Origin of the sequence: Geobacillus sp. Manikaran-105, from assembly GCF_002809955.1 — a bacterium.
GTDB lineage: Bacteria > Bacillota > Bacilli > Bacillales > Anoxybacillaceae > Geobacillus > Geobacillus thermophilus.
In genome coordinates, this window is the sequence record NZ_PIJG01000007.1 from 46,158 (window position 1) to 68,001 (window position 21,844).

The window sequence follows — 21,844 nt, forward strand, 5'->3', positions numbered from 1 at the left end:
AACGATGTTTCTATGTTTATATCAACAACCGTTGCCCACAGCAACAAACGTTTTATTCTTACATGATTTTACATCGGAACGTCTCCATGTCAAGTAGCATAATACGTCTGCTGCCAAAAGTCAATGGAATGTTTTTATGGGACTGGTGCAAGCCCCCTTCCGCGCTTCAATGCTTGTGTGGCCCCAGTCGGACTGCCATTCGCCATTCATATAGACGAACGGAGACGGAAAAGGTTTCAATGCATCCACATTCTTGAAGCCGGTGGCCACGCCCTTTATCCATTTTATTATGCAGAAAGAATGCCTATGATGAAAATGGTTTGAGTACCCGAACAAGCTTGTTTTTGGTATATTTTTTCTATGCATCATCCACAACGATACGGGATTGGATGAAGAGAAAGGGGTAAGCCATGTCAATGAATTCGAAAGGCAAATTTTTTGATCCGCCGAAAATTCTCGTGTCCGGATTTGCACTCATTATTTTGATTGGAGCGCTGCTGTTGACGCTTCCTGTTGCGACCGTCGATGGAAGGGGGCTGCCGTTTTTAGACGCCTTGTTTACAGCGACTTCCGCGACGTGCGTAACCGGACTTGTCGTCGTCGACACCGGGACGACGTTCACGTTGTTCGGCCAGCTGGTCATTTTAGCGCTGATCCAAGTGGGCGGGCTTGGATTTATGACATTTGCTACGTTGTTTGCCTTTTTGCTTGGCAAGCGGATTTCCTTGAAAGAGCGGTTGTTGCTGCAAGAGGCGCTCAATCAGCTGAGCATCGAAGGGATTGTTCGGCTCGTAAAACGCATTCTCGTTTTTACCGTCGTCATTGAGGGCATCGGCGGATTGCTATTGGCGATTCGTTTCTCGTTCGATATGCCGTTTTGGAAAGCCGTTTACTTTGGGTTCTTTCATGCGATTTCCAACTTTAACAACGCCGGCTTTGACTTGATGGGCGAATTTCGCAGTTTGACCGGCTATGTGGAAGATCCGGTCGTGAGCCTTGTCGTGCCGATTTTAATTATACTAGGCGGCATCGGATTTATTGTCATGAATGAAGTGTATGAGTACCGGCAAACACGGCGGCTGTCTCTTCATACGAAGGTGGTGGTCATCACGACGGCATGGCTGCTAGTGGCCAGCATGGCGCTCATATTGCTGCTGGAGTGGAATAATCCGAAGACGATGGGGCCGTTGTCGCTCTCAGGCAAGTTTTTGTCCGCGTTTTACCAAGCGGTCACTCCGAGAACGGCGGGCTCGAATACGCTTAACATCCCGGATTTGACGCAACCGACGCTGTTTTTGATCGTTTTTCTTATGTTTGTCGGCGCTTCCCCGGGTTCGACGGGCGGAGGAATCAAAACCACGACCTTTACGACCTTGCTCGGCGCGGTTTGGTCGCAAATCCGCGGGAAAGAGGATGTCATTTTATTTCGGAAACGGATCGTGTACGATACGGTGTACAAGTCGCTGACCGTGACAATGAGCGGGCTGTTTATCGTCATGTTTGTGACGATGGTGCTGACGATCACCGAGCGCGGAAAAGACTTTCTCATGATTTTATTCGAAGCGACGTCGGCGTTTGGAACCGTCGGGCTGTCGATGGGACTGACTCCGGAGTTGTCTCCGCTCGGAAAGGTGATCATTGCCTTGACGATGTTTGCCGGCCGCGTCGGCCCGTTGACGATCGCTTATGCGGTCACGCTGCGCCGTCAGCCTGATCCGTTCCGCTATCCGAAAGGGAAAATGATGATTGGATGAGTGAAAAACAGAAAAATGTCAGGAGCGTGAGCGAAGGGGAAATAATAAAGAAAAAATAATCCCAAAAGCCCAGAAACTCGCTGTTTTCCCCCTTTTTCAAGGTTGGCGGAGGGACAAGCAAAGGAGTAAGATATGGAAGCAAGAATAATTTGATACGATGCGCTGAATCCGGCATGGAGCGGGGGACCCAATCGTTGCAACGCTCGTTGCTAGAAGGCCGGTGAAAAACGGCTGCCACGAGCAAATCAGCGGCATTTCACCAAAAAAAGAAGGCTGATTTCGCAAGGCTTCTCTAATTGAGAAAAAGATGGAATAGCGGCATTTTGTACTAAATCACCGGCCCTCTAGGGGTGAATCCGAAAGGACGGGCATCTCTCCAAGCCCGAACCCGACAGCTAACCTCGCAAGCGCTTTGGGGAGGGACGAGTATGGCTTTAGAACATTTGTAGCCGTTGAGTGCGTCCTCAGCGGTTTTTTCTTTTGAATCGATGAGTCAACTCTTATGCTTTAGGGAGGAACGGAAGCATGGCTTCGTTAAAACGTTTGTTGATTGGGAAACCGATGGAAACGAAACAGTTGAAACATGAAAAATTGCCTAAGTGGAAGGCATTGGCCGTTTTTTCTTCCGATGCCCTGTCATCGGTGGCTTACGCGACGGAAGAAATTTTGCTTGTGCTTGCTTTATTAGGGACAAGCGTCTTTTTCTATTCGCTGCCGATCGCGGTGGCGATTTTAGTATTGCTCTTGTTAGTGACGTTGTCGTATCGGCAAATTATTTACGCGTTTCCGTCTGGAGGCGGGGCGTATGTGGTCGCCCGAGACCATTTGGGGACGAAAATCAGTTTAGTGGCTGGGGCGGCGCTCATGATCGATTATATCTTGACCGTCGCTGTCAGCATCAGCTCCGGCGTCGCCGCGCTGACATCGGCGTTTCCGGGGCTGCTGCCGTGGAAAGTGGAGCTCGCTGTCGCTCTTGTCTTGCTTTTAATGGTGCTCAATTTACGCGGCATTACCGAATCCGCAACGGTTTTCGCCTACCCGACGTATGTGTTCATTGGCTTCGTTCTTGTGATGATCGCTGTCGGCGGGTGGCAGTTGTGGCAGGAAGGATGGCATGGGTTTACGATGCATGAGCATGCGTCAACCGCTCACATGTTTGCGTCCGGTTACAGTTTGTTTATTTTGCTGCGCGCCTTTTCGTCAGGATGCTCGGCGATGACCGGGGTCGAAGCCATCAGCAACGGCGTGCCGGCGTTCCGGCCGGACAGCTCGAAAAATGCCGCGATTACAATGGGGTGGATGTCCGTGCTGCTTGGCACGATGTTTTTAGGCATCACCGTGTTGGCGGCGGGATTCGGCGTTACTCCGACCGAGCATCAAACGGTCATTTCGCAAATCGGGCGTCATGTATTTGGGAATGGTCTTGTGTTTTATTTGTTTCAGCTGGCGACGATGGTCATTTTAGTGCTCGCGGCGAATACGAGTTTTGCCGGATTTCCGCAGCTGACGTCGATTATGGCGAAGGACGGTTTTTTGCCGAGAAGCTTAGCGGCCCGGGGCGATCGCCTCGTGTTTTCCAATGGCATCATTTTATTGAGCGTGTTGGCGATCTTGTTGATCATTGTTTTTCATGCGGAGACTCATTCGCTCATCCCGCTTTATGCGGTTGGCGTCTTTCTTTCCTTCACTATCGGCCAGGGTGGGTTGATTAAAAAATTATGGAAACGGGAAGAAGGACGGAAGATCGGCGTGCTGCTCACCGTCGGAACGGGAGCGGTGGTCACCGGGATCGTCACGCTCGTCACGATGGTCGCTAAATTTACGCAAGGAGCGTGGATCGTTATCGTGGCGATTCCGCTGTTCGTCTGGATGTTCATCCGAATTCACGAGCATTACAAAAAACTTGGCGAGCAATTGCGGCTTGACGAACGGGAGTGGCAACAGCGCGAGAAACTGTTGAAACCAAAAGTCATTATTCCCATTTCCGGCGTCAGCAAAGTGGTCGCCCAATCCGTTCAGTACGCTCGCAGCATTTCCGACGACATTACGGCACTGTCGATTATTTTCGACGAAAAAGACGAACAAAAGCTGCGGCAAAAGTGGGAGAAGTTTTATCCGGACATTCCGTTGAAAGTCATCTATTCACCGTACCGAACCATTTTGTCGCCATTGTTAGAATACATCACGAAAGCGGAAAAAGAAGCAGACCGCGCGCCGGTGACGGTGCTCTTGCCTCAATTTATCGTGAAAAAATGGTGGCATACATTTTTGCATAACCAAACAGCCATCATCTTGCGCTTTTTCTTGATCATGAAAAAAGATGTTGTCATTGCGACATTGCCGTATCATTTGCGGGAATAATGTCGAGAAAAGGGGAAACATTTCCCCGGAAATCGATGCGTGTCGAATGGCAAGAAAGTCCCCTCTCCGTACGGAATTGCATATCGTACGGCAGGGGGGATTCATATGTGGTTATGGGTGTCCATGATTTTGCTCGCTTTCAGTGTGAGCATGGACAGCTTGAGCGTAGGCATTACGTATGGAATGGGTGGTGTCCGTTTTTCCTGCTTTTCGTTGGCGCTGATCGCATCCATGTCCGGGGCGGTGGTGTTTGCATCCATGAACATCGGCCGTCTGTTGGCGCTTTTTTTGCCGTTGCAAGTCGAGCGAGGGCTTGCTTCAGTCATTCTCATTGCGCTTGGCGGTTGGGCGATTTATAACGTCTATAAGCCAAAGGGAGATGGAAGCGATTCATCTATGGAATGTGATGGAGCAGGGGAGGCTAACCGATTCAGCGGCGCTGTTCAAGTATTGAAACGCCCCGAACTTGGCGATCTTGATCGTTCAGGCACGATCAGCCAAAAAGAAGCGGTGTTGATCGGGCTTGCCCTGTCGATGGATGCGTTTGGCGCCGGGATCAGTTCGTCGCTTTTGCATTTTCCCCCGCTTTCGTTTGCCCTGTTAGTTGGCATGTTTAATCTTGTGTTCATCCGCGTTGGCTTATTGTTGGGGTACATGGTGTCGAAAACGGGAATCATGAAAAAGGCGACAATGCTGCCTGGGGTTGTGTTGATCGTCCTAGGGTTGATCAAATTATTTCGGTGACACCATGTTGGCGGCTTGTTCGTAATTCAAGTGTGAAATTAGGTTGATGAAAGGAGAGAGGTTCGATGTGGAAAAAGTTTTTATCGAAATTCGGCATTGGCGCTGCCAAAGTGGATCTTGTGCTGCATCGCCCTCATGTGCGCCTTGGTGAAACGTTGGAAGGGGAATTTTTGCTGGAAGGTGGTTCGGTCGCCCAACACATTCGGAACCTAGATGTCGTATTGCAATTGGAAGTGCACGCGGAAGGAAAGGCATATCGCCGAACCGCAGCGGTGATCCCGGTCGCTTCCTCGTTTACGATTCAGCCCGGTGAGCGGAAAGTGCTCCCGTTTTCGTACGCACTGCCGCTCCATTTGCCGATCAGCCGCCCAACGGTCCGTTATACGTTCGTCACCCGGCTGGATATTGCCGATGGGGCGGATGCATATGACCAAGACGCCATTCACATTTTGCCGCCGACGGCCTTGGAGCAAGTGTTTTCCGCTTTGGCCGCCCTGGGATTCCGGGAGAAAGCGACATCCGGAAGCATTACGCCGCATGGCCAGGAATTTGCGTTCTTCCCGACGAGCGAATTTCAAGGGATCGTCCAAGAAGTCGAGTTTTTTGCCCTCGTCGAGGGAGAAGGGGTGCGTTTGTATCTGGAGATCGACGTCCGCCACGGCTTTGGCGGGGAACGCGAAATGAAACGGGAGCTGTTGATCACTCACGAACAGCTTCGCGATTCGGCGACGGCAGCCCGTCTGCTTCGGGAAGCCATCGAAGAGGCGGTGCGGGCGGCCGGGGCGTTCGGCCAGCTGAGCGGGCATCCATTGGCAACGCCGCATTCGCCAATCTATAGCCATCCAGTAGGCCATTATCCACCCGTCCATCATTCGCATCATGGCGGACATGGGTGGGCTGGCGCCATTGGAGGATTTGCGGCCGGGATGTTGGCGGGAATGGTGGCGGAAGAGTTGCTTGACGATGTGATCGATGATGTCGCTGACGGGTTGGACGTGGATGATTGGTTTGATGGCGGCGATGGATTTGACGGCGGGGATCTGTTGTGACAGTGACTGAGGAAGGCGTTTCGCTTTTCGCGGGACGCCTTTTTTTGCTGGTGCGGGAAGCTTGGACAATAGTGACCATTTCCTTTTGGCAGGCATATACAGTAAATGGAAATCAACCAATGAAAAACAAGGGGAGAACGTGATCCATATGCATGGACAGATGCACGGCCATCGCCATTTGGCTTGGCATGAAACGTTGGAGTTGCATGAACTGATCGCTTTTCAAGCAAACGGGCTCATAAAAATGAAAAAGGCGGTCGGCAAAATCGACTGTCCTGAATTAAAAGGATTGTACCTTGAGACGATTCAAGGGCTGGAAACGAATTTGCGCGAGCTGCTTGCCTTCATTCCGGCGGCACCTATGATGGAAGAAAGCCGCGACCATGATGATGGCGACCGCGCCTTGCACGCTGGCGACTTGCTTGGCTTTTCAAAAACGGCAGTGCACAATTATGCTGCTGCCATTACCGAGGCGGCGACGCCAGTGCTGCGCAAAACGTTTGTCAAACATCTGCTCAAAGCCATTGACACGCACGAAAAAGCGTTCAACTATATGTATGAACGCGGCTATTACCCGGCATATGATCTTGCCCAGCTGCTGCATAACGATGTTCGCAATGCGCAAAAGGCGCTGTCAATGGGATATGAACGATGATGATGGCGAGCCGCCCCCGCCTAACGGGGCGGCCTCTTTCATTGCAGCGGGGAGGAGCGGATGGACCGACGGCGAATACATAAAAGTGGAGAAACAGCTAAGCCTAATGGAGCTAGAAGAGAGGAAAGATCGTAAACGAAGGAGGCGTCATCGGTGCGTTACTATATTGTTTTTGATATTGGCGGCACATATGTCAAACATGCCGTCATGAACGAGCATGGCGACTTTTTCGAAAAGGGGCGTTACCGTTCGGAGCGGCATGACTTTCATCAATTTCGCGATGACTTGCTTAACGTCGTCCGCCAGGCGCAGGCCAACTATCCACTTTCCGGCATTGCGATCAGTTCCGCAGGAAGCGTGGATAGCGACATCGGCATCATCGGCGGAAGCAGCGCATTGCCGTGCATTCACGGCCCAAACTTTAAAGAAGTATTCGGCGGGGCGACGGGCCTGCCAGTGGAGATGGAAAATGACGCGAATTGCGCGGCGCTTGGCGAGTTATGGAAGGGGGCGGGACGGGGCTGCCGCGACATCGCCTTTGTCATTGTCGGCACCGGCATTGGCGGGGCGATCGTGAAAGACGGACGCATCCATAAAGGGGCGCATTTGCACGGCGGGGAATTTGGCTATATGTTGATGGATGTCCGCTATGAGAACGGAAGGATCGAATGCAAAACATGGAGCGAACTGGCGGCGACAAGCGCGTTGATCCGGATGGCGGCTGAGGAAAAGGGGATGCCGGAGAGGGAGCTGGACGGAGAAAAAGTATTTGCGTTGGCCGAGAGCGGCGATGAAGCCGCGCAAAAGGCCATTGACCGGTTTTATTTTTCATTGGCCCAAGGGATTTTTAACTTGCAGTACGCATACGACCCGGAAAAAATCATTTTGGGCGGGGCCATTAGCAGCCGCCCCGATTTCGTCGACGAAATCAACAAGCGGCTTTCGGTGTTATTGTCGCTCGTTCCCATTGCCAAAGTCCAGCCAGTGGTGGAGACGTGCCAATTCAAAAACGATGCGAACTTGCTCGGCGCTTTGTATCATTACTTAGAGCGGCGCGGGGAGTTAGGGGAAGCGTCCGGCCCGTCCCATTAGGCAGCAACAGGAAGTCGACTGTTCTGTCTTGAAAACAAGGTCGCTGACTAGAAAAAGCGCGGGTAGTACAAGACAAAGATTTGTAGTACAATAGAGCAGGCGCGGCCAAAAGCGGAGTGTTATTCCACCCGCTTGGCCCATATGTATAGAAAGGACGACCCCGCGCAGAAAGGATGGAAGGACATGCACTGGATGGAATTATGGAAGGCGATCATTTTAGGGATGGTCGAAGGGCTGACCGAGTTTGCCCCGGTTTCCTCGACCGGCCATATGATTATTGTCGACGATCTTTGGCTGAAATCCACAGAGTTTTTAGGCAAGTACGCGGCGAATACGTTTAAAGTCGTCATCCAGCTCGGCTCGATTCTAGCCGCTGTGGTCGTGTTTAAAGACCGATTTCTCGACTTGCTTGGCGTTCGCGGCCGTCATCCGGGCGGACATCCGCGCCTTAACCTCATTCACGTCATCATTGGCCTGCTGCCGGCTGGGGTGCTCGGCGTCTTGTTTGAAGATTACATCGATGAACATTTGTTTTCGACCAAAACGGTGCTGATCGGCCTTGTGCTCGGCGCGTTGCTCATGATTGCCGCCGACCAATTCGCCAAAAAAGCCGCGCGGACGCAGACGGTCGACCAAATTACGTACAAGCAGGCGTTTTTTGTTGGTTTGATGCAATGTTTATCCTTGTGGCCCGGCTTTTCCCGCTCCGGCTCGACGATTTCTGGCGGGGTGCTTGTCGGCATGAGCCATCGCGCCGCCGCCGATTTCACGTTCATTATGGCTGTTCCGATCATGGCTGGGGCGAGCGGGCTGTCGCTGTTGAAAAACTGGCAATACGTCACCACCGCCGATATTCCGTTTTTCATCGCCGGCTTTTTGAGCGCCTTTGTCTTCGCCTTGCTCGCGATTCGCTTTTTCCTTGAGCTCATCAACCGCATCCGCCTCGTGCCGTTTGCCGTGTATCGGATCGTGCTGGCCGTTGTCATTTATTTCTTATACTTCTAGTCGCGCCGCCTGGCTGGGTGTTCCGCCGGGCGGTTTTCTGGTTGGGGGAAGGAAATGGCAAACGAAAAAATTTGAATAAAAATAACCCGTAGTGCTAGCTGAGTGCTAAGACTGAGCCAGCATCACAATTCCAGTACAACATCAAGAAGATATCGATCTCTTGTGCGACCATGTGTTCCGTATCAACCGTTATCGGCTTGAGCCGGTGTAAAGGAGAGAAGGCTCGTTGTGTGGTGATGAAAACAAAACGAGGCGATGCCGAAAAACGGCCGTGGTTGGCCGCATCGGGCATCGCCTGTTTTTACAAACGGGCGGTGTCTTGAATGATTGCAAGCAGCGTTTGCAGCGGATCGCTTGCGCCGGCTTTCTCCATGTTTTTTCGGTAGCGGTCTTTGTTTTCATATAGGCGGTGAATGGCGGCTTGCAGCGATTCGTTCGTCAAGTCCTCTTCCATCAGCACTTCCGCATAGCCGGCTTTTTCAAACGAACGGGCGTTTAGGATTTGGTCGCCGCGGCTTGCCGCTTTCGAGAGCGGGATGAGCAGCATCGGCTTGCGCAAGGAGAGCAGTTCGAAAATGGCGTTCGCCCCGGCGCGGGAGACGACGATGTCGGCTAAGGCGAGTAAGTGGGGCAGCTCTTCGTTGACGTATTCGAACTGTTTGTATCCGTTTTGGCCTGCGAGGCTTGGGTCGATGTTCCCTTTGCCGCAAATGTGGATGATGTCAAATTCGGCAAGAAGCGTCGATAGGTTGGCGCGCAAGGCGTCGTTAATTTTTTTCGAGCCTAAGCTGCCCCCCATCGCCAGCAAGACCGGTTTTTTTCCGTCGAACTGGCACATCTTCCTCCCTTGTTCGGCTCTGCCATCCTTCAACTCTTCGCGGACGACGGCGCCGACGTAGACGGCTTTATCGGCATTGACATATTGCTTCGTTTCCGGGAAGGTGAGGCAGATTTTTGTCGCAAACGGCATGGCAATTTTATTCGCAAGCCCCGGGGTTAAGTCAGATTCATGGATCACCGACGGCACACCGTTCAGCCAAGCGCCGAGAATGACGGGAACGGAGACGAATCCGCCTTTTGAGAAGACGACGTCCGGTTTTTCTTTTTGGATCAGGCGGTACGCCTGCCAAACGCCTTTCAGCACGTTGAATGGATCTTTAAAGTTTTTCCAGTCAAAATAGCGGCGCAGTTTTCCGGTCGAAACCGAATAGTACGGGACGCCGTCGATGCGGCCGATAATCTCCCGTTCAATCCCTTGATGAGATCCGATGTAAACGATATCCCATCCAAGCTCTTTCAATTTCGGGATGAGAGCGACGTTGACCATCACGTGGCCGGCTGTGCCGCCGCCGGTTAAGATGATTTTTTTTCGCAATGCGGATCACCTGTCTTTTTTTAATCGCTCGTGTATCGTTATGTATTATAGCAAATTCCACCGAGCTTCGGGAGGAAACCAAGCGATGGCGGTTTTCGTATAGGAAATAAGAAGACTGGACGGTCTGCATGAAATTTTCATGATTTTCTGTTCGATTTCTCATTTGTTTGTTATATGATAAAACATCTACAGCGTGATGATCTCGAATATAGAAAGTTCATTTTTCTATTTTCAGAGAGAAGAAATATTGGTAAAGTACAATCAAGAGGTGAATGCCATGTGGGCTTGGTTGTTCGTTTGTTTCATTGTGGGAATTGCCATTTATGGGATTGTACCGACGATCATTATTCGCAAAAAGCGGGTGCGTTTGTTTCGGGAGGGAACGGCATCCGATTGTCTGGCGCTGACGTTTGATGACGGCCCCGACCCGTATTATACGCCAAAGTTGCTTGATTTATTAAAGAAATACGGCGTGAAGGCGACGTTTTTCGTTGTCGGCCGCAAAGTCGAGCGCTATCCGGATATTGTGCGGCGGATGGCCGAAGAAGGCCATGAAATTGGGATTCATAATTACCGCCACATCAGCAATTGGCTGTTGCCGCCGCTTTGGTTGGATTGGGGGGTGCGCCGCGCCGCTAAGGCGATTGAGCGGGCGACGGGCCAACGCCCGGTGTATTACCGCCCGCCGTGGGGGCATTTTAACGCTTGGACGCCGATCGTGCAAAAGCGGTATACAACGGTGTTATGGTCGCATATTCTTGGCGATTGGAACGAAAAAATTGGTACAATGGAATTGTTCCGCCGCTTGCGTTCGTCCATACGCGGCGGGGCGGTGATTGTGCTTCATGACAATGGGGATGCGCTAGGTGCTGACAAACGCGCGCCAGAGCAAATGTTGTCAGCGCTCGAGCTGCTGTTTAAGGATGAAGCAGCGAAAAAGATGCGTTGGGTGACGATTACGGAACTGCGAAATGTGCAAACTAATACACAAATCTCGGCGATGTAGCGGGGGAGCTATGGATACAAGCGTATGGTTGCCGTATGTCCAGTCATATGGATATGTGATGCTGTTTTTCTTTTTGTTTTGCGGCATTGTCGGCATTCCGGCGCCGGAGGAAAGCTTGCTCTTTTTGGTCGGCGTGATGGTTGCCAAGGAGCAGTTGCTGCTTGGACCGTCGCTCGCTTCATGCTGGGGCGGGGCGATGGCCGGCATGGTGACGGCATACGGCGCCGGCCGGTGGTGGGGGGCGCCGTTTGTGCAAAAGTACGGCAAGTGCGTCGGAATTACGGCTGAACGTTGGGAGCGGGCTCGCCGATGGTTTGGCCGCTATGGCAAATGGGGGATTTTGTTCGGCTGCTATGCTCCCGGGGTGCGGCAAATTTGCCCGTATATGGCGGGAGTGAGCCGGTTTCCGTTCGGGCCGTTTTTGTTGCTGTCGGCGCTTGGAACGGCAGGTTGGGCCGTTCCGTTGACCGCGGCGGGGCTTTGGCTCGGCCAGCGCATCCATATCCCCCTGATTTCTTTTCCGCTTGCCGGTTTGGCGTTGTTTTTGCTTTTTTTGCTTGCGGCATGGGTTGGGCAGCGGAGGCGCAAAAAATCTTTCGAAAGCTAAAGGGTGCGATCGATGATGAAAGTATTGTTTTTGCCGCTGTTTCAAATGAATACGGGACACCATAAAGTAGCCGATACGTTGATGGATTTTTTGCGCCGCCAGTTTCCGGCGGTCGAAAGCAAAAAGATCGATTTTTTGAGCTATTGCAATGAACTGATGGAAAAAATGGTGTCAGAGGCCTACTTGCGCTGGATTCGCTCGCATCCTGCTTCGTACCACCGTGTGTACAAAACGCTGATGTACCAAGAGCCGCCCCGGTTTGAGTTCATTTCGTTTGAGCCATGGCTGCCTTATTTTGAAAGCAAAATGAAAAAGATGGTGGAAGAAGAACAGCCGGATTTAATCGTCTGCACCCATTCGTTTCCGTCGCGCATTTTGCAGCGGCTGAAGCGAAAACGGGTGCTGACGGTTCCAGTTGTCAATGTCTACACCGACTTTTTTATGAACAGCATCTGGGGGAAACGGTTTATTGACTATCATTTTGTTCCCCACCAAGAGGCGAAATGGGAGCTGATCACGAAGTACGGGGTTGACAAAGGACGCATCATCGTCACTGGCATCCCAGTGCACGATGTGTTTATGAATCGGTCGGAAGCGAGACGCAAGCGGGACCTCGCTCATGTGCTTGTCGCCGGTGGAAACCAAGGGCTTGGCAATATGCTGGCGTTTTTGCGGGCGGCCCGCACGTCAACGTTGTTCCGCTATTCGGTGCTGTGCGGCGCCAATCGCCAGCTGTACGAGGAAATCGCCAGCTGGCAGCTGCCTCATATCCGGCCGCTTCCATACATCGCTGACCCGGAAGAGATGAATCGGCTGTATGAAGAGGCGGATGCCGTCATTACGAAACCAGGCGGGGTGACGGTCAGCGAGTTGCTTCATAAGCGCATTCCGATTTTTACGATTGATTGCTTGCCTGGGCAGGAGCGTATCAATTTGCAATATTTACAGCAAAATGGTCTCATTTATCATTTGGTCGGGCCAGAAAGCGGCGAGCAGCACATGCTTCGCTTGTTGATGGATGATGTGGAGAAAAACCGGTTTTTCCGCCGTGTGTCCGATTATTTTGCTGGCGTGGAAAAAACCGGGCAAGAAGCGCTCGCCGAAGTGGTAGCGGCCATGCCGCAACGCATGGCTTGGCGCGCGTTGCATCCGTAGCGACAGAAGGTGTCCCAAAACGGTCGGGGCACCTTTTCTTATTCCTGTATATACGTGTAAAACAAATGCTGGAAAACGATATGTTGTGCTTTGCTGAAAGAAGAACCACCTTTTTAGACACCCTCACTTTTTTGTTCCTTATCGCTTATGGGGGGTGGCGAAACAACCTGCATCGTACATATAAAATATCAGACCGTTGGGCGCGAAACGTGTTACAATAGGAACGATGGCCAAGGAAAGAGGAGGAACGATGATGAAAACGAGAGTTGGCGTGTTATACGGCGGCAAATCACCGGAGCACCAAGTATCGTTGTCGACGGCGATGGCGGTGATGAACGCCATTGATCCTCATAAATTCGATGTCATTCCGATTTATATTACACCGGAAGGTCAATGGATCAAGGGCGAACAACTGACCGGACCGATCGAGGAAATCAAGCAGCTGCAATTCACTTCGGCGGCGACCGCCTTGATTCCGGTTTCCTTGAACCAAGTTCCGGCTGCCGATTCGGCTGCGGGAGGAAACGAGGAAACGATCGATGTCATTTTCCCGCTTTTGCATGGGCCGAACGGCGAAGACGGAACGGTGCAAGGGTTGCTTGAGATATTGAACATTCCGTATGTCGGCAACGGGGTGCTTGCTTCCGCGGTCGGCATGGATAAGGTGATGATGAAAAACTTGTTTGCGCAGGCCGGGTTGCGCCAAGCAAAATATATCGCCGTGACGAAGTACGATTGGCAAAAAAGAGGCGAGACGGTGTATGACCGGATCGAACGAGAGCTTGGCTACCCGTGCTTTGTCAAGCCAGCCAACGCCGGTTCGAGCGTCGGCATTTCGAAATGCAAGCAGCGCGGCGATTTAAAAGCCGCATTTATCGAGGCATTTCAGTATGACCGAAAAATTATTATTGAAGAGGCGATTGTCGGCCGCGAAATTGAAATCGGCGTGATCGGAAATGATGAGCCGATTTGTTCGGTCGTTGGCGAAATTGTTCCCAAAAAGGAATTTTACGACTATGAAGCGAAATACGAAGACGGGCAAACCGAATTGATCATCCCAGCGGACGTAACGAAAGAACAGTATGAGACGATCAAACAAATGGCCATTACGGCGTTTCAGGCGCTGGATTTGTCTGGACTTGCGCGCGTCGATTTTTTCCTCGCCGAAGATGGCGCTGTTTATATCAACGAAGTGAACACGATGCCAGGCTTTACGCCATACAGCATGTTTCCGCTTCTTTGGCAGCACAGCGGCGTGCCGTATCCGGAACTGATCGAGCGCCTCATTGCGCTGGCGTTGGAACGGCATCAAGAAAAGCAGACGATCACGTACACATTTGAAAAATAAAGAGGGTGAAAGCGGATGATGAAACGGACGGTCCGGCAAATTGCCGAGATGTCAGGCGGTCGGTGCGTGAAGCCGGAATGGGAGACGATTGCCGTCAGCGGTGTATCGACAGACACGAGAACAATCCAAGCCGGCAACTTGTACGTTCCGTTGCGCGGTGCGACCTTTAACGGCCACGATTTCGTGCAAGAAGCGGTGCAAAAAGGAGCCGCCGCCGTACTGTGGGCGGAAAGGGAAGGAACGCCGCCAGAAGGCGTTCCGGCGATTATCGTTGACGATACCCTTTCGGCGCTGCAGCGGCTCGCCGCCCGCTACCGCGAGCAGCTTGGAATGAAGGTGATCGGCGTCACTGGCAGCAACGGCAAAACGACGACGAAAGATATGATTGCCGCGCTGCTTTCAACCCACTATCGAGTGCAAAAGACCGAAGGGAACTTGAACAATCACATCGGCGTGCCGCTGACGCTTCTTTCGCTTGACGAAGGGACGGAGATGGCCGTTGTCGAAATGGGGATGAGCGGGTTTGGCGAAATCGAGCGGCTGACGATGATCGCCCGTCCGGACGCAGCGGTCATCACGAATATCGGAGAAGCACACTTGCAGGAGCTCGGGTCGCGGGAAGGCATCGCCAAGGCGAAGTTGGAAATTTTGGCGGGTTTGCACCATGATGGTTTATTCGTCTACCACGGCGATGAGCCGCTCTTGACGGAGCGCGTGCCGAAGTTGCCGCTTCCCCGCCATGTCGTGACGTTCGGGGCGGGCGAACAGAACGATTACTATCCGACCGATGTGCGCATTGAAGCGGGAGGAACATCGTTTGTCATCAATGCGCTCCCCGGCCGGACGCTGTTTATGCCGGTATTAGGCAAGCATCATGTGTACAACGCGCTCGCCGCCATTGCGGTCGCCCGCTTTTTCGGCATCGATTGGGAAGGCATTGATGCGTCTCTCTCCCGCCTGCAAGTGACGCGCATGCGTACGGAAGTCGTCAAGACGAAATATGGCTTTACCGTCATTAATGACGCCTACAATGCTAGCCCGACATCGATGCGCGCCGCCTTGACGCTGCTTGGGGAATTAGGCGGCTACCGGCAAAAAATCGCCGTATTGGGCGATATGTTGGAGCTTGGTGACGAAGAAGTGGCGTTTCATCGAGAGATCGGAGAGGTGTTGCGGCCGGGAATGGTGGACTATGTGTTCACTTACGGGCCGCTGGCGCACCATATCGCCGCGGCGGCCGCCCCATTTTTTGATGATGGACGGGTGAGGGAGTTCGACGATAAAGCAGCGTTGGCCGAGGCCGTGCGTTCCGTCGCGACTTCGGATGACATTGTTTTATTGAAAGCATCGCGCGGCATGAAATTGGAAGAGTTGCTTCGATATTGGGTGTAACATCAAGCAACCCGAGAGAAACTAAAAGCGGCGTCACAGGCGCCGCTTTTCACTCAAGCCGGGGGTGGAAATGATGATCGGCTGTTTATGTATTCACGGGTTTACGGGAAGTCCAGAAGAAGTGGCGCCGCTGGCCGATTATTTGCGAGAGCGGACCGATTGGATGATCGAAACGCCGACCTTGCCGGGCCACGGAAGCGAACTGCGGTTGAAAGGAATTACATACGACCAATGGATCGCAGCGGCGGAACAAGCGTTTTTAGCGCTCCATCACCGTTGCAGTGTGGTGTATGTCATTGGGTTTTCAATGGGTGGAGTGATCGCCGTCTACTTGGCGGAAAAATACCCGGTCGCCAAACTCGTGCTGCTAAGCGCTGCGTTTTACTATGTCAACCCGCGCCAATTATGGCGCGACATCCGCGAGATGTTTGCCAATGGATGGAAAGGAGCGCGGGAGCACCCACTGTTTCTCCGCTATCGAAACAAAATGATGGCGACGCCGTTTTCAGCTGTCAGGGAGTTTCGCAAACTCGTCCGCGATGTGCGTCCCCGACTTCCGCGCGTCGCGGCACCCGCGCTCATTGTGCAAGGAGAAAAAGATGGGATCGTGCCGCTAAAAAGCGCCTATTATTTATATGAGCAGATTGGATCGGCGGAAAAAAAGCTGTTGCTTTTGCCCAATTCGTTCCATCATGTTTGTCATAGTATCGATCGGCACGTTCTGTTTGCTGAGGTGGAAACATTTTTGCGCGCTGCCCATGCCCATCATTGCAAATCACCGCATAACATGGTATGATAACTGTCAAACCTTTCTCTCGGATAAAGGGACGATTTTTTATAAGGAGTTTGGATAACATTGACGACATTTCAAGAATTAGGATTAAGCCAAGAAGTGATGAAAGCGATCGAGCGGATGGGGTTTGAAGAGACGACTCCGATTCAAGCAAAGACGATTCCGCTCAGTCTGCAAAATAAAGACGTAATCGGTCAAGCGCAAACCGGAACTGGGAAAACGGCGGCGTTTGGCATTCCGATCGTTGAGAAAGTGAATGTGAAAAACAGCGCTGTTCAAGCGCTCGTTGTCGCGCCGACGCGGGAGCTCGCCATTCAAGTGTCGGAAGAGCTGTATAAAATCGGCGCCGTCAAGCGCGTGCGCGTCTTGCCGATTTACGGCGGTCAAGATATCGACCGGCAAATCCGCGCTTTGAAAAAACATCCGCACGTGATCGTCGGGACGCCGGGCCGTATTATCGACCATATCAACCGCGGGACGCTCCGCCTTGAGCATGTGCATACGGTCGTTCTCGATGAGGCGGATGAAATGCTCAATATGGGCTTTATCGAAGATATTGAGGCGATTTTAAGCCATGTGCCGGCCGAGCGGCAGACGTTGCTGTTCTCGGCGACGATGCCGGACCCGATCCGCCGCATCGCCGAGAGGTTCATGAATGAACCGGAGCTCGTGAAGGTCAAGGCGAAAGAGATGACCGTGCCGAACATTCAACAGTACTACTTAGAAGTGCACGAGAAAAAGAAATTTGACATTTTGACGCGGCTTCTCGATATTCAGGCGCCGGAGCTTGCGATCGTGTTCGGCCGCACGAAGCGGCGCGTTGATGAGCTTGCCGAGGCGCTCAACTTGCGCGGTTATGCGGCGGAAGGCATCCACGGCGATTTAAGCCAGGCGAAGCGCCTGTCGGTGTTGCGCAAGTTTAAAGAAGGATCGATCGAAATTTTAGTCGCAACCGACGTTGCCGCGCGCGGATTGGATATTTCCGGCGTGACGCACGTATATAACTTCGACATCCCGCAGGATCCGGAAAGCTACGTCCATCGGATCGGGCGGACAGGTCGCGCCGGGAAAATGGGTGTGGCGATGACGTTTGTCACGCCAAGGGAGATCGGCCAACTTCACCATATTGAGCGGACGACGAAGCGGAAAATGGAGCGGATGAAGCCGCCGACGCTCGATGAGGCGCTGGAAGGCCAACAGCGCATTGCCATTGAGAAGCTTCTCAATGTGGCGGAAACGGAAAACTTGTCGTTTTACAAGCGGGCCGCCGAGGAGCTGCTGGAAGAGCATGATTCGGTGACGCTTGTCGCCGCCTGCTTGAAAATGTTGACGCGCGAGCCGGATACTACGCCGGTAAAATTGACCGAAGAGCCGCCATTAGCGGTCAAGCGGGAGAAAAAACAGGGCGGCCGCCCGGGCGGCTCCGCGCGCGGACGGACGAAAAAACGGCGGATTACGGCGCATTAAGCGCCGTTTTTTCATGGCCGGACGACATGAAACGACGGCGGTCCGGGGCGGACGGTCAAAAACGGAGCGAGCAGCCCGCCGGTGACAAAGCCGAACAGATGGGCGATGAGGTTGCCGTCCGGCTCCATCAAGCCGAGCAACAGGTTGATGGCCATAGCGGCCAACAGCAACTGGGCGTGCCGGGGGGCGATGAGGTCGCGGCGAAAAAGGGCGAGATAGCTGTACATGCCAAATAAGGAGAAAATGGCGCCCGACGCCCCAACATGGCTGTACATCGGCGGAAGAAGCAAGGCGGTGGCAAGGTTGGCGCCGACGCCTCCCCCGATATAAAGAAGCAAAAACTTCCTTTTCCCAAGCGCTTGCTCGAGCCACGAGCCGAACAACCATAAGGAGAGGCTGTTTGCGGCTAAATGGTCGAAATCGAGGTGCAATAAAAGCGGGCTGACAAGCCGCCAATACTCCCCATGGCGGATGGCGCCGTTCGTTCCGACGATGCTCTGCCAGACTGGCTCAAGCGCCGGAAGAGGAAGCGTGAACAACCCCCATAAGCCAACATGGACGAGCAACAGGATGAATACGGCGGGGCAAAGGCGAGGCAGCGGCCGACCGTCCCCGGTACGGTGAAACATGAACGAGCCTCCTTTCTTGGCAGGAAACCAAACATAGGTATTGCTATAAGCCATCTTATGCGCGACGGCCGGAAAAAATTTGTCCGCGGCCGGCAAACCGATAGCAGGGGGGAACGCGATGATCATCGGCATCGGCATTGACATTGTGGAATTGGAGCGCATTCGGTCCATCCTTGCCCGCAGCCGCAAACTCCCGGAGCGGATTTTAACGCCGCGGGAGAAGGCGCAGTTTGATGAGTTGCCGCCTGCCCGGCAGGTGGAATTTCTCGCCGGACGGTTTGCGGCGAAGGAAGCGTACGCCAAGGCGCTCGGGACAGGAATTGGACGGCATTTGTCATTTCAGGATATTGAAATCGCCACAGACGCCTATGGAAAACCGCGCATTGCCGCTCACCGCGAACGTGAAGTCGTTCATCTTTCCATTTCCCATAGCCGCGATTATGCGGTCGCCCAAGTCGTCATCGAGCGATTGGAACCGTTCAAGCCATCCGATCCTTGTCATAGCTAGTCTGCATATTCCCGGGTGTTGTCTCATATATTGTAGTGCATGGACAGAAACCGATATATGAGGCAAAGGGGTTGAAGCGATGGGCAGAAATGTGCTTATGGCATTGGTCGGCATCATCTTTCTATTTGTGTTAGCTGGCTGCGGGTCCAAATCGCAGGAGGAAGTGCTCAAGGCGCTGAATGAAAAGATGGATGAGCTGACAGGTTACCAAGCGGAAGCGAAAATGACGTTCCACACCGGCGCCGAGCCGCAAGTATACCATGTGGAAGTGTGGCATAAGCAGCCGTCGTACTACCGCGTCAGCTTGAAAAACGCCGACAAAGGGCAAAGCCAAATGATTTTGCGCAATGATGAGGGGGTATTCGTCTTTACACCCGCCCTCAACAAAAGCTTCAAGTTTGTCAGCGATTGGCCGAAAAACAGCAGCCAAGCGTATTTGTACGAATCGCTCGTCAAAGACATTTTGAGCGATCCAAAGACAAAGTTTAAGGCAACGAAAAATCATTACGTGTTCGAGACAAAAACGAACTACCCGAACAGTGAGGTCGTCCCAACACAGGAGATTACACTGCGCAAAAAAGATTTGGCGCCGGTCTCGGTCAAAGTGATGGATACCGACCGGAAAGCATTGTTGACGGTCGAATTCTCCAATGTTGAATTTAACAAAAAGTTTGATGACGATGCGTTCGACACGTCCAAAAACATGACCGGGGCGCGTCTTGAGGTGCCAACGATGGCCGAAGGAAAAGAACAAGTGATGGAAGTCATGTACCCCGATTTGAGCCGGCTGCCTGAAGGAGTGAAAATGCTCGAGGAAAAAGAGGTCAAAAGTGAGAGTGGCAAACGAGTGATTATGACGTTTGGCGGCAAAAAATCATTTACGCTCGTTCAAGAAAAAGCGGAAGTGCTTCCGGCAACGAGCATGCCCGTCTTGGTGAACGGCGATCCTGTCGATTTAGGCTTCACCGTCGGCGCTCTCACCGATCGAACGCTGACATGGTCGTACAACGGGGTGGAGTTTACGCTCGCCTCGGACGATTTGACTCTACAAGAAATGATAATGGTGGCCAGCACAGTGCAGGAAAAAGCGGCAAAATAACGATGCCATCCGAAAAAAGGCGTGTCTCCCCGCTTCCGAAAGCAGGGGAGCCGCCTTTTTTCTATTGCCCGATTGGAGTTGCGGCACCGGTGCAGCCAACCGCAGCGCCCGTCCAACGTTTTTCGCTGTCTTCGCACGCTTTCCCCTATTCCTTCTTCCGCAATGGCATGGTAAACTAAAAAAGGACAAAAATGATTTCGAGCGCTTTCAAGTTTGCGCAACAGGAAAGGCAGCGAGAAACCATGAACGACTTTCATCGCGATACGTGGGCGGAAGTGGATTTGGACGCCATTTACGACAATGTGGCGAATTTGCGCCGTTTGCTGCCGGACGACACGCACATTATGGCAGTCGTGAAGGCGAACGCCTATGGACATGGGGATGTGCAGGTGGCAAGGACAGCGCTCGAAGCGGGGGCCTCCCGCCTGGCGGTTGCCTTTTTGGATGAGGCGCTCGCTTTAAGGGAAAAAGGAATCGAAGCGCCGATTCTAGTTCTCGGGGCTTCCCGTCCAGCTGATGCGGCGCTGGCCGCCCAGCAGCGCATTGCCCTGACCGTGTTCCGCTCCGACTGGTTGGAAGAAGCGTCCGCCCTTTACAGCGGCCCTATTCCTATTCATTTCCATTTGAAAATGGACACCGGCATGGGACGGCTTGGAGTGAAAGACGAGGAGGAGACGAAACGAATCGCAGCGCTGATTGAGCGCCATCCGCATTTTGTGCTTGAAGGGGTGTACACGCATTTTGCGACTGCGGATGAGGTGAACACCGATTATTTTTCCTATCAGTATACCCGTTTTTTGCACATGCTCGAATGGCTGCCGTCGCGCCCGCCGCTCGTCCATTGCGCCAACAGCGCAGTGTCGCTCCGTTTCCCTGACCGGACGTTCAATATGGTCCGCTTCGGCATTGCCATGTATGGGCTTGCCCCGTCGCCCGACATCAAGCCGCTGCTGCCGTATCCATTAAAAGAAGCATTTTCGCTCCATAGCCGCCTCGTGCATGTAAAAAAGCTGCAGCCGGGTGAAAAGGTGAGTTACGGGGCGACGTACACCGCGCAGACGGAAGAATGGATCGGGACGATTCCGATCGGCTATGCGGACGGTTGGCTCCGCCGCCTGCAGCACTTTCATGTCCTCGTTGACGGACAAAAGGCGCCGATTGTCGGCCGCATTTGCATGGACCAGTGCATGATCCGCCTGCCTGGGCCGCTGCCGGTCGGCACGAAGGTGACACTGATTGGTCGCCAGGGGGACGAGGTGATTTCCATTGATGATGTCGCTCGCCATTTGGAAACGATCAACTACGAAGTGCCTTGCACGATCAGTTATCGAGTGCCCCGTATTTTTTTCCGCCATAAGCGTATAATGGAAGTGAGAAACGCCATTGGCCGCGGGGAAAGCAGTGCATAATCTGCTTCAAAAGACAAAGGATAGAAAATGGAGAAATGACTTTGCAGCGCCGTTGTTTAATGGTATCATGAAGTGGAAGCAATGAATGGCTGCAGTTCGTGGAGGTGTATATTTGTGTCGGAATCTGGCGCAACAACGGAAATCATCGTTCGTTTGCCGCAGTCGCTGCTGACGGAGCTCGACGTCCTCGTCAAACAGGAGAACGGCAATCGCAATGAACTTATTTACCAGGCGACGAAAATGTATATCCGGGAGCGGAAAAAGCGGCAAATTCGCGAAGCGATGAGACGTGGCTACATGGAAATGGCGAAAATCAATTTATCTATTGCTTCTGAAGCGTTTCATGCTGAATACGAGGCCGACCACACCGTTGAACGCTTAGTTAGCGGGGGGTAA

Annotated in this window: 20 protein-coding genes and 1 riboswitch; of the genes, 18 read left to right on the forward strand and 2 right to left on the reverse strand. The window is 52.8% G+C overall.

From position 1 onward, the window contains the following. The first annotated feature begins 416 nt into the window (after nt 1-416). The 7 genes from CV945_RS03735 (at nt 417) to CV945_RS03765 (ending at nt 8,660) form a co-directional block, all read left to right on the forward strand. The gene (locus tag CV945_RS03735; protein ID WP_063193581.1) at nt 417-1,754 is read left to right on the forward strand and encodes a TrkH family potassium uptake protein; all 1,338 of its coding nucleotides are present in this window, start codon (nt 417-419) and stop codon (nt 1,752-1,754) included. Between the two features lie 150 nt (nt 1,755-1,904). Further along, a riboswitch (cyclic di-AMP (ydaO/yuaA leader) is annotated at nt 1,905-2,179 on the forward strand. A gap of 100 nt (nt 2,180-2,279) precedes the next feature. After that, nucleotides 2,280-4,115: an APC family permease gene (locus CV945_RS03740; protein ID WP_100659161.1), complete on the forward strand. Its 1,836-nt coding sequence runs from the start codon at nt 2,280-2,282 to the stop codon at nt 4,113-4,115. 105 nt (nt 4,116-4,220) lie between these two features. Further along, nucleotides 4,221-4,859: a sporulation membrane protein YtaF gene (gene ytaF / locus CV945_RS03745; RefSeq protein WP_100659162.1), complete on the forward strand. Its 639-nt coding sequence runs from the start codon at nt 4,221-4,223 to the stop codon at nt 4,857-4,859. 65 nt (nt 4,860-4,924) lie between these two features. Then, entirely contained in the window at nt 4,925-5,908 is a 984-nt protein-coding gene (locus CV945_RS03750) for a sporulation protein (RefSeq protein WP_015373781.1), read from the forward strand. Nucleotides 5,909-6,056: 148 nt separating this feature from the next. After that, nucleotides 6,057-6,563 (forward strand): spore coat protein, encoded by a 507-nt coding sequence (locus CV945_RS03755; protein ID WP_100659173.1) that lies wholly within the window; start codon nt 6,057-6,059, stop codon nt 6,561-6,563. Nucleotides 6,564-6,716: 153 nt separating this feature from the next. Continuing rightward, nucleotides 6,717-7,655 (forward strand): ROK family protein, encoded by a 939-nt coding sequence (locus tag CV945_RS03760; RefSeq protein ID WP_100659163.1) that lies wholly within the window; start codon nt 6,717-6,719, stop codon nt 7,653-7,655. 183 nt (nt 7,656-7,838) lie between these two features. Then, a complete protein-coding gene (locus tag CV945_RS03765; RefSeq protein WP_063193584.1) occupies nt 7,839-8,660 on the forward strand; it encodes an undecaprenyl-diphosphate phosphatase in 822 nt (273 codons plus the stop codon). Nucleotides 8,661-8,961: 301 nt separating this feature from the next. Here the strand turns inward: CV945_RS03765 and CV945_RS03770 are convergent, their stop codons facing one another. Then, nucleotides 8,962-10,035, reverse strand: coding sequence for an undecaprenyldiphospho-muramoylpentapeptide beta-N-acetylglucosaminyltransferase (locus CV945_RS03770; protein WP_100659164.1), 1,074 nt, complete (start codon nt 10,033-10,035; stop codon nt 8,962-8,964). Nucleotides 10,036-10,312: 277 nt separating this feature from the next. Here CV945_RS03770 and CV945_RS03775 point away from each other — a divergent pair, with 277 nt between their 5' ends. The 7 genes from CV945_RS03775 (at nt 10,313) to cshA (ending at nt 17,803) form a co-directional block, all read left to right on the forward strand. Further along, the gene (locus tag CV945_RS03775) at nt 10,313-11,041 is read left to right on the forward strand and encodes a polysaccharide deacetylase family protein (protein ID WP_015373786.1); all 729 of its coding nucleotides are present in this window, start codon (nt 10,313-10,315) and stop codon (nt 11,039-11,041) included. 10 nt (nt 11,042-11,051) lie between these two features. Further along, nucleotides 11,052-11,648 (forward strand): DedA family protein, encoded by a 597-nt coding sequence (locus CV945_RS03780; RefSeq protein WP_011229731.1) that lies wholly within the window; start codon nt 11,052-11,054, stop codon nt 11,646-11,648. A gap of 12 nt (nt 11,649-11,660) precedes the next feature. After that, the gene (locus tag CV945_RS03785) at nt 11,661-12,803 is read left to right on the forward strand and encodes an MGDG synthase family glycosyltransferase (protein WP_063193586.1); all 1,143 of its coding nucleotides are present in this window, start codon (nt 11,661-11,663) and stop codon (nt 12,801-12,803) included. Between the two features lie 253 nt (nt 12,804-13,056). Next, on the forward strand, nt 13,057-14,151 hold the full coding sequence (locus tag CV945_RS03790) for a D-alanine--D-alanine ligase (RefSeq protein ID WP_100659165.1): 1,095 nt from the start codon (nt 13,057-13,059) through the stop codon (nt 14,149-14,151). Between the two features lie 15 nt (nt 14,152-14,166). Next, entirely contained in the window at nt 14,167-15,543 is a 1,377-nt protein-coding gene (locus CV945_RS03795; RefSeq protein ID WP_100659166.1) for a UDP-N-acetylmuramoyl-tripeptide--D-alanyl-D-alanine ligase, read from the forward strand. 73 nt (nt 15,544-15,616) lie between these two features. Further along, complete coding sequence (locus CV945_RS03800; RefSeq protein WP_011229735.1) at nt 15,617-16,339, forward strand: alpha/beta hydrolase; 723 nt, start codon at nt 15,617-15,619, stop codon at nt 16,337-16,339. A gap of 60 nt (nt 16,340-16,399) precedes the next feature. Then, entirely contained in the window at nt 16,400-17,803 is a 1,404-nt protein-coding gene (gene cshA / locus CV945_RS03805; protein WP_100659167.1) for a degradosome RNA helicase CshA, read from the forward strand. A gap of 11 nt (nt 17,804-17,814) precedes the next feature. On the opposite strand, the gene CV945_RS03810 is transcribed toward cshA, so the two are convergent. After that, nucleotides 17,815-18,432, reverse strand: coding sequence for a rhomboid family intramembrane serine protease (locus CV945_RS03810; RefSeq protein WP_033010298.1), 618 nt, complete (start codon nt 18,430-18,432; stop codon nt 17,815-17,817). Between the two features lie 118 nt (nt 18,433-18,550). On the opposite strand from CV945_RS03810, the gene acpS reads away from it, so the two are divergent. The 4 genes from acpS (at nt 18,551) to CV945_RS03830 (ending at nt 21,844) form a co-directional block, all read left to right on the forward strand. Next, the gene (gene acpS / locus CV945_RS03815; protein WP_100659168.1) at nt 18,551-18,940 is read left to right on the forward strand and encodes a holo-ACP synthase; all 390 of its coding nucleotides are present in this window, start codon (nt 18,551-18,553) and stop codon (nt 18,938-18,940) included. 79 nt (nt 18,941-19,019) lie between these two features. Then, the gene (locus tag CV945_RS03820; RefSeq protein ID WP_100659169.1) at nt 19,020-20,039 is read left to right on the forward strand and encodes a LolA family protein; all 1,020 of its coding nucleotides are present in this window, start codon (nt 19,020-19,022) and stop codon (nt 20,037-20,039) included. A gap of 242 nt (nt 20,040-20,281) precedes the next feature. After that, complete coding sequence (gene alr, locus CV945_RS03825; protein WP_063329445.1) at nt 20,282-21,448, forward strand: alanine racemase; 1,167 nt, start codon at nt 20,282-20,284, stop codon at nt 21,446-21,448. A gap of 114 nt (nt 21,449-21,562) precedes the next feature. After that, nucleotides 21,563-21,844: a CopG family ribbon-helix-helix protein gene (locus CV945_RS03830; protein ID WP_033010302.1), complete on the forward strand. Its 282-nt coding sequence runs from the start codon at nt 21,563-21,565 to the stop codon at nt 21,842-21,844.

What these genes read in the sequence shown, in the direction of transcription:
- acpS (WP_100659168.1), top strand. Translation starts at nt 18,551, where the DNA reads ATGATCATCGGCATCGGCATTGACATTGTGGAATTGGAGCGCATTCGG.
- CV945_RS03795 (WP_100659166.1), top strand. Translation starts at nt 14,167, where the DNA reads ATGATGAAACGGACGGTCCGGCAAATTGCCGAGATGTCAGGCGGTCGG.
- CV945_RS03735 (WP_063193581.1), top strand. Translation starts at nt 417, where the DNA reads ATGAATTCGAAAGGCAAATTTTTTGATCCGCCGAAAATTCTCGTGTCC.
- CV945_RS03780 (WP_011229731.1), top strand. Translation starts at nt 11,052, where the DNA reads ATGGATACAAGCGTATGGTTGCCGTATGTCCAGTCATATGGATATGTG.
- CV945_RS03810 (WP_033010298.1), bottom strand. Translation starts at nt 18,432, where the DNA reads ATGTTTCACCGTACCGGGGACGGTCGGCCGCTGCCTCGCCTTTGCCCC.
- CV945_RS03785 (WP_063193586.1), top strand. Translation starts at nt 11,661, where the DNA reads ATGATGAAAGTATTGTTTTTGCCGCTGTTTCAAATGAATACGGGACAC.
- CV945_RS03775 (WP_015373786.1), top strand. Translation starts at nt 10,313, where the DNA reads ATGTGGGCTTGGTTGTTCGTTTGTTTCATTGTGGGAATTGCCATTTAT.
- CV945_RS03740 (WP_100659161.1), top strand. Translation starts at nt 2,280, where the DNA reads ATGGCTTCGTTAAAACGTTTGTTGATTGGGAAACCGATGGAAACGAAA.
- alr (WP_063329445.1), top strand. Translation starts at nt 20,282, where the DNA reads ATGAACGACTTTCATCGCGATACGTGGGCGGAAGTGGATTTGGACGCC.
- CV945_RS03820 (WP_100659169.1), top strand. Translation starts at nt 19,020, where the DNA reads ATGGGCAGAAATGTGCTTATGGCATTGGTCGGCATCATCTTTCTATTT.
- CV945_RS03750 (WP_015373781.1), top strand. Translation starts at nt 4,925, where the DNA reads ATGTGGAAAAAGTTTTTATCGAAATTCGGCATTGGCGCTGCCAAAGTG.
- CV945_RS03765 (WP_063193584.1), top strand. Translation starts at nt 7,839, where the DNA reads ATGCACTGGATGGAATTATGGAAGGCGATCATTTTAGGGATGGTCGAA.
- CV945_RS03755 (WP_100659173.1), top strand. Translation starts at nt 6,057, where the DNA reads ATGCATGGACAGATGCACGGCCATCGCCATTTGGCTTGGCATGAAACG.
- ytaF (WP_100659162.1), top strand. Translation starts at nt 4,221, where the DNA reads ATGTGGTTATGGGTGTCCATGATTTTGCTCGCTTTCAGTGTGAGCATG.
- CV945_RS03790 (WP_100659165.1), top strand. Translation starts at nt 13,057, where the DNA reads ATGAAAACGAGAGTTGGCGTGTTATACGGCGGCAAATCACCGGAGCAC.
- CV945_RS03800 (WP_011229735.1), top strand. Translation starts at nt 15,617, where the DNA reads ATGATCGGCTGTTTATGTATTCACGGGTTTACGGGAAGTCCAGAAGAA.